The organism is Ruegeria sp. AL2, assembly GCF_056540845.1.
This window is the reverse complement of record NZ_JBQFXM010000002.1, coordinates 15,728-31,707: the sequence shown is the minus strand read 5'-3', so window position 1 is coordinate 31,707 and position 15,980 is coordinate 15,728. Positions and strand designations below refer to the sequence as shown.

The following is a 15,980-nucleotide window of genomic DNA, read 5'->3' as shown; positions in this document are numbered from 1 at the left end:
GCTAAGGCTGTTGGCAACTATCGAGCAGGCTTTGGTTGATGGGAACAAGTGCACCTTTGCCTTGCACGACATGCCCTGCCAGTTTGCAGGCCAGTGCTAAGCTGTCAGGTAAGGGTGTATCCGTTGCCAGCCCCGCCAGAATGCCAGCGTTGAAACTGTCGCCTGCAGCAGTCGTATCCACAACCGAGGCCAGAGGCGGAACATGGACAGAGCCCTCTGCGCCGCGAGTACGATAAAGGACCGTTTCTGCGCCATTCTTGACAACGATCGTTTCTGCACCCGCCCTTGCATAGCGCCGCAAAGTGGCCGCAGGGTTAATGTCGCTGAACCAAAGTGCCTCGTCCTCGAATGATGGCAAGGCGATATCGCTAACGGCGGCCGCCTGCATGATGTTCTCGGTCATCTCAGAGGGGCTGTCCCAAAGATGCGGGCGCAGATTGGGGTCGAAGGCAATCCGTTTTCCAGCGCGCCGCGCTGACTGAGCAACGTCGAGCAAGGCGGCGCGCCCTTCAGGGTTCAAGATTGCCAGAGTGATGCCCGAGAAATAGATGAGATCTGATTGCGTCATGGCGTGGGCAAGTGCTTGCTTGTCTTGGGCCAATAGGCGTGCGGCCGACTGGCCGCGCCAATAGGTAAAACTGCGTTCCCCGTTGTTTAGCGTGATAAGATACATCCCCACTGAACGGTTTGGCACGATCCGCACCTGCTGGGTGTTGACCCCGCTTTTGCGCATCGCATCCAGCATCCGTGATGAGATGGCGTCATCTCCGACGGCTGTAAAATAGGACAAGGGCGTTTCGGGTGTGAGTTGGGCCAGATACCAAGCTGTATTGAACGTGTCTCCGGCGAACCCCATTTGATACGTGCTTGGCGCGTCAGTTGGGGCCATTTCGGCCATACATTCACCTATCGCGAGAATTCGCATATTCCGGTTTCCAGTACTTCGAAGTTTGACAAACGGTAGCGTTCGACAATTAGGTAACCTGTTCTGCAGTGGTCACGAGAACAGCATCCCACCATTGATATCGACATTGGTCCCGGTCAGATAAGCCGAGTCCTCGCTTGCCAGAAACGCCACGAGGTTCGCAACGTCCTGAGACTGGCCTTGCCGCTTGAGCGGCGCAGCAGCTTCTAGCCCCCGACGGCCTGCATCGGGAGTATGGATGTTATGGAAATCCGTGTCGATCATGCCTGGGCAGATTGCGTTGACACGGATATCAGGACCCAGTTCTTTTGCAAGACTACGGGTGAGCGTCATGACCCCGCCTTTTGACGTTGCATAAGCCGACGCACCCGGGCCACCACCGTCGCGACCCGCCTGACTGGCGATGTTTACAATGGCCCCGGATTTCATATGCAGCAGTGCCGCTTTGACCATAAGAAACGTGCTGGTCAGGTTGAGATCCATGACAGCCTGCCAATGCTCAAGCGACATCTCGGCGATTTTCTTGCGCGCGATCAAACCTCCGGCATTGTTCACCAGAATGTCCAGGCTTCCATAGGTATCGACCGTCTTGGCGATCAACGCATCGACCTCTTCGGGTTTGTTCAAGTCGCCTTGCTTTGCAAACGCCTGTCCACCGATCTTTTTGATCTCGGCTACGGTTTCCTCGGCGCCGGCACTACTGGCGAAGTAATTCACCGCGACATTCACCCCTTCGGAGGCGAGTTTGACAGCGCAGGCGCGCCCGATATCGCGGCCACCACCCGTGACAATTGCGGTCTTTCCCTGAAGTCTCATGGTTGCTCTTTCCCGTTCAATTGGTGCTGCTATGCGTGACTGATGGATCTGACGCTAAAGCTTGGCAAAATAGTCGAAGATTTCCGGCACGTTGCCGTCACCCATGCCTGCGTCCGCGGCTGCCTGAAGGTTGTTCGCGGTTCCTTCAGCGATCTCGGCACGAGTGCCCACGTCCTCGGCCAGCTTCAGGAAGTATCCAAGATCCTTGTTGGCGTTGTTAATCGAAAACCCCAAATCGCTGACACCATCCACCGCGTAGTTCTTACAAAACTGCATAAAGGGGGAATTGGACGGTCCAGCTGACATGATGTCAAAAAGCTGCTGTTTGTTAACCCCTGAGCGTTCAGCCACAGCAAAGGCTTGGCTCATGGTGCAAGCTGTCGTCATGCCCATATAGTTATTGATGAGCTTGGTCACATGGCCCGCACCCAGTTCGCCGAGGTGAAAGACATTTTCCCCCAGTACATCCAGGACAGGTTTCACCTTCTCAAAGGTGGCTATATCGCCTGCTGCCATGATGTTCAGCAAACCATCCTTGGCGTGCGCGGGTGTGCGTCCCAGCGGCGCATCAATCATACCAGCACCTTTTGCGGCCAAGTCTGTGCCGATTTTGCGTGTGGACGCTGGGATCGAGGTGCCAAAGTCAATGACCACAGCACTATCTTTGATGCCTGCCAGGATGCCGTCATCGCCGTAGATCAGGCTTTCGACGACATCCGATGTTGTTACACAAAGCATCACGATATCGCTGTTTTCAGCAAGCTCTCGTGGCGTTGTAACCTCTACAGCACCGCGGTTGACTGTGGCTGCGACGGCTTCCTTGCTCCGACCCATAACAACCAGATCAAAACTGTTGTTTTGCAAGCACTTTGCCATGTTACCGCCCATAAGACCGAGGCCGATGAAACCGATGACGGGTTTTGTCATATCTGACTCCTTAAACTCTTTCCAAGTGGGCTTCGCAGAGCGCCGTGACCCCTGCCTGTGCAACTTCGAGATCCTGGGCTGGTGAGCCCGAGCTGACACCGATCCCGCCAACCACCTGTCCGTCGACCGTCACGGGAAGGCCACCTGCAACGGTCACCATTCGTCCGCCGAGCGTTGAGGATATTCCGTGTGCGGCCATGCCAGGCTGATTTGCTTCACCAAGAGCATCGGTTCCTTTTTGGATACCGGTTGCAGTGAAACTCTTGTCGATGGCCAAAATGATGCTGGTAATCTTGCCACCATCCATCCGCTCAAACGCGATGAGGTTGCCGCTTTCATCGGTGACGGCAATACACATCGGTACGCCGATTTCCTGCGCCTTGGCTCGCGCTCCTTCGATCAACTTGCCCGCGTCATCGATGTCCAGGCGTCTTATTGTCAGCATCGCCTCATTCTCCTTTGATTTAGGGACCAATGATCAAGTTCGGCAGTGTCAGCGATATTGCCGGTACAAAAGTGATCAGCATGAGCGCGGCCAAGATGGCGAGGTAGAAAGGCCAAATCGTTTTGACCGCTTTCTCCATCGGTAGTTTTCCAACAGCACAACCCACAAAGAGACAGGTCCCGACAGGTGGTGTGCAAAGACCGAGACCGAGGTTCACCAAAAGGATCATGCCGAACTGTAGCGGGTCGATGCCCAGCATGTTCATCACCGGCAGGAAAATCGGTGTGCAGATCAGGATCAACGCGGCCATGTCCATGATCATCCCCAAGAGCAACAGCACAGCGTTGATCATCAACAAGATCAGGATCGGGTTTTCTGTGATACCCAACAGGAATTCGACTGTTTTTGTCGGCACCCGGTTGAACGTCAGCATATAGGCAAAAGCACCGGCACAAGCGATCAGGATCATCACCATCGAAGTTGTGCGTACCGAAGAGATAACGGCGATTTTAAAGTTTTCCCAAGACAGGCTGCGATAGACAACAAGCGTCACCACAAAGGCATACATTGCCCCAAATGCACCGGATTCAGTCACTGTAAAGACGCCTGACAAGACCCCTCCGACAATGATCACGGCCGTCAACAAGCCAGGGATCGAGCCCACAAAGGCGATGGCCAGTGCGGTCCAACCCGGAAACTGTTCGGCCTGATAGCCGCGCTTGACCGCCACGACATAGGCGGCAATGGCAAGGCAGCAACACATAAGGACACCGGGCACAACTCCGGCCAGGAACAGTTTTGAGATTGAAACTGCACCGCCTGTTGCGAGGGCAAAGATGATCATGTTGTGGCTGGGTGGGATGATGATCCCGGCAATTGATGATGTCACTGTGACGTTCACCGCATAGTCGGCGTCATAACCTTTGTCTTTCATCACCGGGATCAGGATTGACCCAAGCGCCGAGATATCTGCAATTGCCGATCCGGAAATGCCACCAAACAACATGGACGAGAAGACATTGACGATACCAAGCCCACCGCGCACAGCGCCTACGGCGGCCTGCGCAAACCGAACCAACCGGATCGCGATTCCACCGTGAAACATCAGCTCGCCCGCAAAGATGAAAAACGGGATCGCCATTAGGGAAAAGACGTTGATCCCGGACACGATACGCTGGAACCCAACAAACATCGGCAATCCTTCAAACCAAAAGGAAGCCAATGCGGCGATACCAAGGGCGTATGCCACTGGAGCGCCGATGATGACACATAGGGCAAAAACCCCCAACAGAATCATGAGTCCCATGACTATCCCTGATCTATGTTGTCTTGGCGTTCGTCTCGGCCCAGAAACAGGCGGATCAGATGGCCAGTGGAAAAAAGGAACACCAACGCGCCGCTGATTGTCAGTGGCAAGGAGCGCAAGCCCTCTGACCATTGGATGAGCGGGATCAGGGTGTTCCATTTGAATATTGTCAGCTCGATCCCGTACCAAAACATCATGCCACCGAAACCTGCCATCAGGACATCAGTGAGCACGACGAAAACCGTTCGCACAGAGGGTGGGACTAAATTGCGGAACACGACAACAGAGAGGTGCGTGTGATTGTGCACTCCCGCAGCCGCCCCGAGAAACGCGATGACCATAACCAAAAGCAGTGAAACCTGCTCAACCCAAGTGGGCGTGTTGTTCAGAACGTAGCGACCGAACACCAGCCAGGCAAAGATCGCAGTCATAACGACAATGGCGATGCCAGACAGCAACATGCAAACTCGTGCGAGCAGGTCAAGAATCCTGTCCATGTTGCGCATGGCGGCAGGGGCGGTATCGGGCTCTTGCATTGGATTTCCTCTGAGACAAAACGCCCGGCATCCAATTGTCGGAGCCGGGCGCTCAAAGTTGAACTGTTAAGACAACTTATTCAGTGGCTTGCGCCATTTCTACCAACGCTTTCATATCAGGATTTGCAGCCAAGTAGTCTGCATAGACCGAATCCATTGCGGACTGGAATGGGCCTTTGTCGGCGATTTCATTGACGGTGATGCCGGCCGCTTCAACATCTTTACGCGCTTGTTCAGAACCAATTGCCCAAAGCTCACGCTGGACCAATGCGGCTTCTTCTGCTGCACCGCGCACAGCGGCTTGCAATTCAGGAGACAGCGCATTGAATTTGGCCGTGTTCACGCAGATGCACTCGGGGATAATCAGGTGTTCGGACAAAGAATAATTTGTGGTCACTTCATAGTGACCGACATTCTTGAACGACGGGAAGTTGTTCTCCGCACCATCAACAACGCCGGTTTTCAGCGCTTGCTGAACTTCGGAGAATGCCATTGGAGACGGGTTACCGCCCATAGCTGAAATCATAGATGTATAAAGATCGTTGTTCATCACACGGATTTTCAGACCTTCGACATCTGCGGGCGTGTTGATCGGCTTTTGGCTGTAGAAAGAACGCGCACCGGCATCAAACCATGCCAGTGGCAGAACGCCTGCTTCACCCATCGCAGCTGAAACAACCTCACCGGCGTCGCCGTCCAGCACGCGGAACATGTGCGGCACATCTTTGAAGATGAAAGGAAGCGATACAAGGTTAGCTTCTTTCACCATTGGGCCAATAGGACCGAGGTTGAAGTTACCAACCTCGATTGCGCCGATACGAACCTGTTCTAGGGCATCCGGTTGGGAACCAAGAACACCACCGTGGAACACATCGACGGTAACTTCTCCGTCTGTAGCGGCGTCAACCAGTTCGGCAAACTTGTCCATTGCAGCCGTGTTGGGATGGCCGTCGTTGTGGATATTCCAGGCTCGCCAGTTTTCGGCTGAAGCTGACGTTGCAATGAATGCCACAGCGGTCGCAGTTGCAAAGAACGATTTCGTGAAAGTCATGGGTTCTCCTCCCCGGTTATTTTTGGACAGGATTTGGCTTTCATGGAATTTCAGAGACCGTAAGCCACGTAGCTTTCGATTTCCCCCAAGAACCAGAATCGCTGCTGCCCTTAAAGGGACACTAGTATCCAAGTTATGTCAACTGTAGGCTTTTAGAATGTCAGATTGCTTGACAGTCGAAAGCGCAGGGCATTTGATAGGTGACAGGCCTACATTGGTTCACTCAAGCAAAACAAAATAGAATATTCTATTTGTTTCAATGCCATAACAGTGGATCTGTAATTTGAAACGTGACTAAGACAGAGGGCGCAAGCAACATACCGTGGAAGAAATTGTCAGACGAACCACAACCGATGCGGTCTATGAAGCGCTACACGACGAGATCGTTTCGCTTGAAATTCTTCCCGGTACAAAGCTATCCGAAACAGAGGTAGCCAGCCGATTCGGCGTATCACGCCAACCTGTTCGCAACGCATTCACAAGGCTCGGTAACGAAGATCTGCTCTTAATACGACCACAAAAGGCGACCGTAGTTCGAGGGTTTTCTATGGAGCGTGTGGCTCTCGCGCGATTGGTTCGAATGGCGGTGGAGCTAGAGATCGTCCATCGAGCAATGGAAGTTTGGGACGCAGCAAGTGCAGCAAAACTTGAAGAAAATCTCGCCTTACAAGAGCAGGCGATCAGTGACGGTGATCTATCGGCGTTTCACTCGCTGGACTATGATTTTCACAAACTGATCTACGTGCTCAGCGGCAATCCGATGGCATTTGATGTAATGCTAGAATCCAAGCAAAAGGTTGACCGGCTTTGTATGCTCAGTCTTGAAAAGGGCAGTGCCGCAGAGGCCATCCTCGCCGATCACCGAGAGATTGCACAGGCCATGGCGGCAGGAGACCATGACCAAGCGCAAGCCGCTGTCAGAAAACACCTGTCCCGCCTCGACGAAACCATCGACTTCATCCACAAGACGCACCCAGGCTACTTTGAGTAACCGAGGCCATGCGATCTGGTGGTCTCAGGCCGTTCCTCGTTCCGGACGATCATTATCAATATTGAATTTCATGCCGTCCAAAAGCTCTTCTAAATCGGGACGTGCCGCAGGGCCGTTAGAGATATCGGCCAGCATCAGTGTTCCATTCGGACGGATGGCAAACGCGCCAGGTTCGGCGAACAGACCCGTCGTTTCTGCATCAGATAGAGGCGATGACACGTAAAGACCAAGCGCGCGCATTTGCGCTTCAGTCATTCCATAGCAAAGTTCAAAATCCCAGCCGAATTCTGCTTTGTCTGCCGCAGCTTTTTCTTTGGTGTCGGCAGAGACAACAATAACGTCCATAACGTCAGCCCATGCCGACAGCGCCGCATTCAACTTGTTCAAAAAGCGCTTGCAGCGTGGACAATGCTTACCTCGATAAACAAACAACATGGTCCAGCGGTCTTTTTGTTGACCGATCGTAACCTTGTCATCAGACCCCAGCCTTAAAAAACTCATTTGCTCGATTCGCGCGCCGACATTTGGTTTGGCTGAGGTCATGAGTCGTTCCTTTCTTCTACAAACAAGGGCTTTGCGCGGATACCGTTAGCTTAGTTCATGTCACGTCAAGGCAATTATTGAAACCAAGATCGCGATATCATTTAGTGCTTGAAAGGCACGCTCGATCTAAGATTGCTGTCAGTTAACGAGGAATCACCGATACCTACCCGCCGCCACTCTACGCCCCTCATTGCAGCCGGGCTTCTAATGCCGTAACAGGTGTGAGCGCAACCAGCGTACTTGTGTCGAAGGTGCTGTCAGACGAATTCGAACCAGTCTCAGTTTGCCGCGGAAACCGCGAACCTATCCGGAACAAAGTTGACGCCACTCGGCGAGAGCGGCGGTGCGGGTCAGCTTGAAGGTGTCTCGACTGGCTAGCGATCTTTCCTGGTTGAAGTGATTGTAGACAGAGGAATGGACGGAGGCGAATTTCTGCAAACTTCGCATTCGCCTGAAACGCTGCATCGCGCGTTCGCGTCGTCGAAACGGCAGGTGCGAATTCTCGACGCGATTGTTGAGCCACCTTCCCGTCTGTTGTTTTTCGAGCGCGCCCATTTCTCTGAGCGCAGCCATGTAGGAAGCGAATCGATCTGTGACGATCTCTTCAGCGCGACCGTGCCGCTTCACCAATTTCCTGAGGAATTTCAGTGCTGCAGCCTTGTTTCGACGTTTGGTGACAACGGCTTCCAGCACCTCGCCTTCATGATCCACAGCCCGCCAAAGATAGTGCCGCTTGCCATTCACCTTCACGAAAACCTCGTCCACGTGCCACTTCGATTTTGAAAAGGCTCTGAGTTGCTGAACACGCTTTCTTCGGATCTCAGCGGCAAACACCGGCCCAAACCTATTCCACCAATACCGGACAGTTTCGTGACTCACGTCGATGCCTCGCTCGTGCAGCAGATCTTCGACATTTCGAAGCGAGAGTGGAAACCGAATATACAGCATCACCGCAAGGCGGATGATCTCGGGGCTGGTTTTGAAGTATTTGAATGAGGCAGGTCTGGTCATGGGAAAAAGCTACGCAACCGCCCTGCTCCGCTCAAGCAAAGTTCTTCTGACAAGACCGCTGCAGGCATTGGTTTTGCTTTCATGCCTGAGTATTCGGTTACTCTGCCGGGCTTGTTGCAGCGCCCGCTTGTGGAGCCAGAAGTTTCAAGAACTATCGCGGCCTTTACAGTCCCTGGCCGAAAATACTCGCCGGCTCTCGATGCGCTGATGAGGTTTTCGCAGACTTTTGCATGGCCGGGATAAAAAACTTCGGTTTTGGGCCTGCTCTGAAACCCGATTTTCCTGCCGTTTGTAGTTAGAGTTTTTCGCTCGTATTTTCCTTTGGTCGTTCCAAGAGTTTGCGACACTTTCATTAAACGGCAAGTTAACGTGACAACCCCCGTCTGCCCTATGCCCACAACCAGATTCTAAGCTAAGTCGATCCAAGCCGCATTCCTTGAAGAGCTTTGCACGCACGCGGCCACAAATTTAACGCCATTGAGCCCGTCATAGACTGTTGGATAAACAACCGAAGCGTCAGGTGAAATACCATTTCGGAAAGCTTGGATCGCTTCAGCAGCCTCTCCATAGATATTCGCGAACCCCTCAAGATATCCCTCGGGATGTCCCGGAGGAACTCTACTCAACCGGTTGGCTGCATCAGCAGCACTAGCTCCATTTCGTGTGATTAGACGCTTTGGTTCGTTGTATGGCGTGAACCACAGGTAATTGGGATCTTCCTGAGCCCACTCCAACCCGCCTTTTTCGCCATAGACGCGCAAACGAAGTGCGTTTTCGTTGCCGGGAGCCACCTGAGAAGACCACAGCATACCGCGCGCTCCGCCTTTGAAGCGAAGTAAGACGTGGGCGTTGTCATCGACTTTGCGCCCCAGCACAAAGGCCTGCAAGTCTGCCGCAAGGCTTTCCGCTTTTAGCCCGGTCACGAAGCAGGCAAGGTTGTATGCATGAGTTCCGATGTCACCGGTTGATCCACCCGCGCCCGAGCGTTCGGGATCGGTTCGCCATTCCGCCTGTTTGAAATCCTGCTGCTCGGTCAGCCAATCCTGTGGGTATTCAACCTGAACCACGCGGATCTTGCCAATGTCGCCGTTGGCAACCATTTCACGCGCCTGCCGAACCATTGGATAGCCTGTGTAATTGTGGGTCAAAATGAATAGGGCATTCGCACTTTCTGTTGCTTTGACCAGCTTTTTCGCATCGGCAAGGGTCGAGGTGAGTGGCTTGTCACAAATTACATGAATACCGCGTTTCAGGAACTCACGTGCGGCTGCATAATGAACGTGATTTGGCGTGACAATTGAGACTGCCTCGATCCCAGATTTCAGTCGGGCTTCCCTAATCGCCATTTGTTTGAAGTCTTCATAGACCCGTTCGAGCCCCAATGCCTGACCACTTTCAAGAGATTTCTCTGGCGTCGAAGACAAAGCACCGGCAACCAGCTCGAACTTGTCGTCCAATCGCGCGGCGATGCGATGAACACCCCCTATGAAGGCGTCGTTTCCGCCGCCAACCATGCCAAGCCGAATGCGTCCTGAGGTTTCTTCACTGCGTCCTGTGACCATCACTCAATCCCCAGCATTTTACGATTGGCGGCTTCGTCAGCGCCACCGTCGGCGAAATCATCAAAGGCTTTCTCGGTCACACGGATGATGTGATCTGACACAAATTGAGCACCTTCACGCGCTCCATCCTCGGGGTGTTTGAGGCAGCATTCCCATTCGACCACAGCCCAGCCATCAAAGTCATTCGCGGCCATTTTTGAGAAAACTGCACCGAAATCCACCTGACCATCGCCCAGTGAGCGGAACCGCCCGGCACGATTGACCCAGCTTTGATACCCGGAATAAACACCTTGCCGCCCGGTCGGGTTGAACTCGGCATCTTTGACATGGAACATCCGAATTCGATCTTTGTAGATGTCGATGTTGTCCAGATAGTCGAGGCATTGCAGCACGTAATGCGACGGGTCGTATAGCATGCAGGCCCGTGGGTGATTGCCTGTCCGCTCGAGAAACATCTCGTAGGTCACACCATCGTGGAGGTCCTCTCCGGGGTGAATTTCGTAGCAGACATCGACACCGCATTCATCGGCGTGATTCAGGATGGGCACCCAACGGCGCGCAAGCTCATCAAATGCCGTTTCAATCAAACCGGCAGGGCGCTGCGGCCAAGGATAGACATATGGCCATGCCAACGCGCCTGAGAATGTCGCATGTGCCGAAATGCCTAAATTTTTCGAAGCGGATAGCGCTTTGTTGACCTGGTCTACGGCCCATTCTTGACGGGCTTTAGGGTTTCCTCTGACGCTTTCCGCTGCAAAGCCATCAAACGCACTGTCATAGGCTGGGTGAACGGCAACAAGCTGACCCTGAAGATGCGTTGAAAGCTCGGTGACTTCGACGCCATTTTCTTGGGCCTTGCCTTTGAACTCATCGCAGTAACCGACGCTGGATGCGGCCTGTTCGAGGTCGAACAACCGGCCATCCCAACTGGGAACCTGAACGCCATTGTATCCACAGTCAGCCGCCCATTTAGTGATCGCGCCCCACGAATTGAACGGCGCTTCGTCCCCGGCAAATTGTGCAAGAAACAAAGCTGGACCTTTGATTGTCTTCATTGAATTTCCTCCCCAAAACCTGAGTCTCTATGGCGGTAAATTTTCCTTCAGATAGATGTCGATACGGATACGTTCCTGGGCTTTGTTGAATGGCACTTTGTCTGAAGTTGCACGCAGCAGACGGACGGCTGAACGAACAATGTGCCCAGTGTCTTGCGAGATAAGAGCGTCAAATGTACCGAGCGTAAGCGCCTCACGACTAAGCGGAGTAAGCTCATGAGCTATGATCACCAGATCTTTGCTGAGCTTGTTTTCTGAAAGAAATTGAATCAGTCCTGCATTGCCTGCTGCGGAGGAATAAATTCCAACCAGATCCGGGTAGGTTTCAAAGATCTCGGGCATCATCTTGTAAATCAGATCCGGGTCATCCCGGCCCTCGACAGACGCTACGACTTCGAGGTGTGGAAATTCCTCAGCTACAACTAGATCAAAGCCTTGACGGCGCTCTAGGTGGTCACGTGCCAAACGGGATCCTGTAAGTACCAAAACCTTGCCGTCACGATGCACAAATCGTCCCATCAGCTGAGCTGCGGTTCGCCCTGCCGAAACGTTATCAATTCCTACAAAGTGGTCTCGCTCAGAACTCGGCAAGTCAGACACCAACGCAACCACCGGAACGCCTTTGTCCCTGAGCCTTTTTACAGCATCACGAACAGAAGGCGTTTCGGGCCCAAAAACGGCAACGCCATCAACATCCGAACTGGCGACAGCATCCAAAATATTGACGATATCTTGCGGCTCAAACGGAGCTACCTTTTTTATCGCAATGCGAGTTCGCTCGATAAATTGGTCACGTGACTGTTCTGCGATCTGACTGCTGATTGCCTCCACAAACTCGTTGTCCGTGTCCGGCAGAACAAAGAGGAAGTTGTAAACTCGGTTTCGCGCAAGGTTGGCCGCAGCGGTGTCGCGCACATACCCCAGCTCGTCAATTGCCTTTTGTACTTTCTGTACGGTAACGGCCCGCACACCGGGGCGTCTGTTCAAGACCCGGTCAACAGTCGCCAGACTGACACCGGCGACGCGCGCGAGGTCGTTGACGGTTGGCTTTTTCACCAATTCTAGTTTTTGTTTTTGGTCTTCCACGTGTTCTTCAGCCCTCAATCTCCCGCGCCAAGCCTTCAAACAACAAAGCAACAGCCTCGGCACCGGGATCGTTATGTCCAACTAGGTTTTCTTCGGGAACATAGGCCGCGCGGCCTGCCTTCGCACGACGAATATTCGCGGTGTTGTTCGCGCCTTCGCGGGCAGCCTCGGCCGCATCGGTCAGTCCAGACGGGAGGGCGGCAAGTGCAGGTGCCAGAGCGTCAATCATTGTCCGGTCACCGACCTTGGCACCCCCAACCTGGCTCACGCGATTCAGGCCTTCGACCAGAGACTTCGATACCGAAGCCCCGCTTGCACAGGCATCTCCGGCTGCATTGAAGAAGATTGCGAGTATCACACCGGACGACCCGCCCATTGTCTGGCTTAACTCATTGCCCAACGCCGGAAACAGTTGCGTCAGATCAGCAAGAGGCATGCGGTCAAGGCTACCTTGCAATGCTCTTGCGGCGGTGGCCAGTGTGCTTCCTGTATCGCCATCTCCGGACTTCGCGTCCAGCTCGTTCAGAGACTTCTCTGCGTTGATGAGCAGCTCAGATAAGCGGGTGATCGTTTCCCTCGTGGTGGGATTGTTCGAAGGGATTGGATCGATTGGTGTCAGGCCATCAGGCAACGGGGCTACTTTGATCGGGTCGATGGAATTGACGCCGGGCCATGCGGCCAGATCAACAGGTGCTTCAAGAGCTGACAATTCGTCCTGATCCACAGGCAGAATGGATACCGAAAACCCGTGCATATCCAGCGACGTCATCATCGGTGCCGGGCCAATGATATGGTGGGCAATACCAGTTTCGGACAACGCATGCGTGAGGACAGCCATTTCCAGAGGAGTTGTAGAGCCCAGGTTGTTGACCAACGCTACACAATGCCCGGCACCCACCCTTTGCTTCAGCTTCTCCACCACCGTGGACATGGCCGATACAGCATTTGAAAATTCGACTTGTTGTACACCGGGCTCGCCGTGGATGCCCAAGCCGAGTTCCGCTTTGCCAGGGGCAATCCGGTCTTCTTTTGGAGAGCCCGGAACAGTGCAGGTGTCCAAGCTCATTCCGATGCTGACAACCTTTGCTATGGTACTTCTTGCTGCTTTGGTAACGGTGTCCAGATCGGCACCCCCTTCAGCAAGCGCTCCGGCAATTTTGTGCACCAATAACGTACCTGCCACGCCACGTGGTTGCGGAAGGTCGGGCAAGGCGATGTCATCATCAACTACGACCATCTCTACTTCGCGGCCCAATGCACGGGCGCGTTCAGCCGCCAGTCCAAAATTCAATCGATCACCGGTGTAATTTTTGACGATAAGCAGGCACCCGGCCTCACCCGTGACCGCAAGAATGCCCGCCAGAACTGCCTCGACCGAGGGTGAGGCGAAAACTTCGCCGCAGACCGCGGCTGTCAACATACCGGCGCCAACGAAACCTGCATGGGCGGGCTCGTGACCAGACCCTCCGCCAGAAACCAAGGCGACTTTCGACTTGTCCCAATCCGACCGGTAGACAACCTTGATATGCGGGTATCCGTCCAGCCGTGTAAGCTGCCCGCCTGAGGAAGCCAAAAGGCCATCTATCGCCTCGGTTACCAGGGTTTCTTTTGTGTTGAGGAACTGGGCCATGCTTTTGCTCCTTAATTCACGCGCGCGCCAGACGCGTCAAAATACAACGGGTTATGGGGGCGAATTTTTATAATTTTTCCAGAGGGGTAATCCTGATGAACATCAATCAGGGTGACAACCGGGTGGCCATTCAGGTCCAGGTGCAGCCGTGTTTGGTCGCCCAGATGTTCGGCACGTATGACACGCGCTTCACTGCCCTCGCCTTCAATGATGTTTTCCGGGCGAAGACCAATCTGTGGTCCTTTGTGATCGCCTCCGAACAACTCGGACGGCAGGATGTTGATTCGCGGCAGACCCAACCTGCTGGCAACGTAAACACTGCCCGGGTTTTCGTAGATATCCCGGGGTGTCCCGTATTGAACCAACCGGCCGTTCTCTAAAACGCCGATATGCGTAGCCATTGTCATGGCTTCGACCTGATCGTGGGTCACGTAAAGCAAGGTTGATCCCAGATCGGCCTGAATCCTTTTCAGTTCGACCCGCAAATCCGCCCGAAGCTTGGCGTCCAAAGAGCTGAGCGGCTCGTCCATCAGGAAAATCTGGGGATCGCGCACCAGTGCCCGTCCAATTGAAACGCGCTGCATTTCGCCGCCAGACAGTTCAGTGGCTTTGTTGTCCAGCTTGTGCGGGATCTGCAGGATCTCCGAGACTTCGTTGACCTTCCTGGCGATCTCATCCTCTGGCGTCTTCAGGATCGGTGACCTCAGAGGGAAGGACAGGTTCTCACGCACCGTCATATGGGGGTACAGCGAGTATTGCTGGAAGACCATCGCCACATCACGCTGGGCAGGTGTATCTATCCCAACGTCACGCCCGGCAATGCGCACCGTTCCGGAATCCAGTTTCTCAAGCCCGGATATCAATCTCAGCGTCGTTGTTTTTCCCGCGCCCGTCGGACCCAACAAAACCACAAAGGCACCGTTGGGGATCGTCATTGAGATATCATCCACCGCTTTGATTTCGCCGAATGACTTCGAAATGTTTTCCAGAACGACTTCAGCCATTGCTTAGTACCTCGTCGTTCAGAGCGGACCTCAACGCGCGTCCGGTAGAATTTTCGAAAAGGGTCACTGCGGATGAGCGGAACTTCAAGCCAACCGTCTCGCCGGGGTTAACGGTTTCGCGCGCATCAATGCGGGCTTTCAGCTCTCCGTTCGGGCTTTGCAGCGTCACGATCTGGGTGGTTCCAAGATATTCTGCGGCCAGGACCTTGGCTCGGTAGGCGCTGGCATCCGACAGAAAAACATGCTCAGGGCGAACACCGAAAACCAAGTCACCTTCCGCCCCTTCCAACAGTGTGGGTACGGCTTCGTCGTGACCATTCAGTCGCACCGTTTCCGAGCCAGGCGCGACCTTTCCCTGAAACGGCAGGAAGTTCATCGAAGGAGACCCGATAAAATCTGCAACGAACATCGTAGCTGGTTTGTCGTAGATTTCCTGAGGTGTGCCGAATTGCTCGATCACAGCGTTGTTCATCACCACGATCTTGTCCCCCATTTGCATGGCTTCCAGCTGATCATGTGTGACGTAAACAGTGGTCGCCCCCATGCGATCATGAAGCGCGCGCAGTTCTTCGGCCATGTGCTCACGAAATTCGGCATCCAGGGCACCAAGAGGTTCGTCCATCATGAACGCCTTGGGTTCGCGAACAATCGCGCGTCCAAGCGCCACGCGCTGCCTATCGCCGCCTGACAACCCACCTACCGGGCTATCGAGGATGTCCTTGATCCCCAGAATTCCCGCGACTTCTTCTACTTTGGCTTTGACAGCAGCACGCGGCATGCCCTGCGATATCAGGGGGTAGCTGATATTTTTTCGCACGTTCATGTGCGGATACAGCGCAAACATCTGGAACACGAAGGCAATGTCTCGCTCCGATGGGGGGCGCTGGCTGATCTCCTCGCCGTCCAGGTAGATTTCACCCGACGTCGGAAGTTCCAAGCCTGCGATCATCCGCAGCGTCGTCGTCTTTCCGCAGCCGGATGGCCCTAGCAACATGAAGAACTCACCGTCCTCAATCGTGAACGAGCTTTCGCGGACAGCCGTGAAATCGCCGAACATCTTCTTTACGTTTTTAACTACGATCTGGGCCATTT

General features: G+C 53.9%; 16 protein-coding genes. 1 reads left to right on the top strand and 15 read right to left on the bottom strand.

Annotation, left to right across the window (positions count from 1 at the left end; translation table 11 throughout):
- Position 1: 1 nt before the first annotated feature.
- From ACR0ID_RS04060 to ACR0ID_RS04030, 7 genes are all read right to left on the bottom strand, one after another.
- On the bottom strand, positions 2-925 hold the full coding sequence (locus ACR0ID_RS04060; protein WP_480603927.1) for a sugar kinase: 924 nt from the start codon (positions 923-925) through the stop codon (positions 2-4).
- A gap of 72 nt (positions 926-997) precedes the next feature.
- Entirely contained in the window at positions 998-1,741 is a 744-nt protein-coding gene (locus ACR0ID_RS04055; RefSeq protein WP_480603924.1) for an SDR family NAD(P)-dependent oxidoreductase, read from the bottom strand.
- Positions 1,742-1,795: 54 nt separating this feature from the next.
- On the bottom strand, positions 1,796-2,668 hold the full coding sequence (locus tag ACR0ID_RS04050) for an NAD(P)-dependent oxidoreductase (protein ID WP_480603922.1): 873 nt from the start codon (positions 2,666-2,668) through the stop codon (positions 1,796-1,798).
- 10 nt (positions 2,669-2,678) lie between these two features.
- Positions 2,679-3,113: a GlcG/HbpS family heme-binding protein gene (locus ACR0ID_RS04045; protein WP_480603919.1), complete on the bottom strand. Its 435-nt coding sequence runs from the start codon at positions 3,111-3,113 to the stop codon at positions 2,679-2,681.
- A gap of 19 nt (positions 3,114-3,132) precedes the next feature.
- Positions 3,133-4,419, bottom strand: coding sequence for a TRAP transporter large permease (locus tag ACR0ID_RS04040; RefSeq protein ID WP_480603916.1), 1,287 nt, complete (start codon positions 4,417-4,419; stop codon positions 3,133-3,135).
- Between the two features lie 2 nt (positions 4,420-4,421).
- On the bottom strand, positions 4,422-4,955 hold the full coding sequence (locus ACR0ID_RS04035; RefSeq protein ID WP_010437284.1) for a TRAP transporter small permease: 534 nt from the start codon (positions 4,953-4,955) through the stop codon (positions 4,422-4,424).
- A gap of 76 nt (positions 4,956-5,031) precedes the next feature.
- Positions 5,032-6,006, bottom strand: a complete 975-nt coding sequence (locus ACR0ID_RS04030; RefSeq protein WP_010437283.1) for a TRAP transporter substrate-binding protein — start codon at positions 6,004-6,006, stop codon at positions 5,032-5,034.
- A gap of 322 nt (positions 6,007-6,328) precedes the next feature.
- Between ACR0ID_RS04030 and ACR0ID_RS04025 the strand changes: the two genes are divergently transcribed.
- On the top strand, positions 6,329-6,997 hold the full coding sequence (locus tag ACR0ID_RS04025) for a GntR family transcriptional regulator (RefSeq protein WP_480603913.1): 669 nt from the start codon (positions 6,329-6,331) through the stop codon (positions 6,995-6,997).
- A gap of 24 nt (positions 6,998-7,021) precedes the next feature.
- Here the strand turns inward: ACR0ID_RS04025 and ACR0ID_RS04020 are convergent, their stop codons facing one another.
- The 8 genes from ACR0ID_RS04020 to ACR0ID_RS03985 form a co-directional block, all read right to left on the bottom strand.
- Entirely contained in the window at positions 7,022-7,540 is a 519-nt protein-coding gene (locus ACR0ID_RS04020) for a redoxin domain-containing protein (RefSeq protein WP_480603910.1), read from the bottom strand.
- Positions 7,541-7,843: 303 nt separating this feature from the next.
- Positions 7,844-8,551, bottom strand: coding sequence for an IS6 family transposase (locus ACR0ID_RS04015; RefSeq protein ID WP_480545708.1), 708 nt, complete (start codon positions 8,549-8,551; stop codon positions 7,844-7,846).
- A gap of 407 nt (positions 8,552-8,958) precedes the next feature.
- Positions 8,959-10,113, bottom strand: a complete 1,155-nt coding sequence (locus tag ACR0ID_RS04010; protein ID WP_209504393.1) for a Gfo/Idh/MocA family protein — start codon at positions 10,111-10,113, stop codon at positions 8,959-8,961.
- Positions 10,113-11,168 carry a sugar phosphate isomerase/epimerase family protein gene (locus ACR0ID_RS04005; protein WP_480481740.1) on the bottom strand — a complete coding sequence of 352 codons (1,056 nt, stop codon included), beginning with the start codon at positions 11,166-11,168 and terminating at the stop codon, positions 10,113-10,115. The genes ACR0ID_RS04010 and ACR0ID_RS04005 overlap by 1 nt, the downstream gene beginning before the upstream one ends.
- 27 nt (positions 11,169-11,195) lie before the next feature.
- A complete protein-coding gene (locus ACR0ID_RS04000) occupies positions 11,196-12,254 on the bottom strand; it encodes a LacI family DNA-binding transcriptional regulator (protein ID WP_209504395.1) in 1,059 nt (352 codons plus the stop codon).
- 7 nt (positions 12,255-12,261) lie between these two features.
- Positions 12,262-13,884: a dihydroxyacetone kinase subunit DhaK gene (locus ACR0ID_RS03995; RefSeq protein ID WP_480603907.1), complete on the bottom strand. Its 1,623-nt coding sequence runs from the start codon at positions 13,882-13,884 to the stop codon at positions 12,262-12,264.
- Positions 13,885-13,895: 11 nt separating this feature from the next.
- Positions 13,896-14,888, bottom strand: a complete 993-nt coding sequence (locus ACR0ID_RS03990; protein WP_209504397.1) for an ABC transporter ATP-binding protein — start codon at positions 14,886-14,888, stop codon at positions 13,896-13,898.
- Positions 14,881-15,978: an ABC transporter ATP-binding protein gene (locus ACR0ID_RS03985; RefSeq protein WP_209597607.1), complete on the bottom strand. Its 1,098-nt coding sequence runs from the start codon at positions 15,976-15,978 to the stop codon at positions 14,881-14,883. The genes ACR0ID_RS03990 and ACR0ID_RS03985 overlap by 8 nt, the downstream gene beginning before the upstream one ends.
- Between the last annotated feature and the right edge of the window lie 2 nt (positions 15,979-15,980).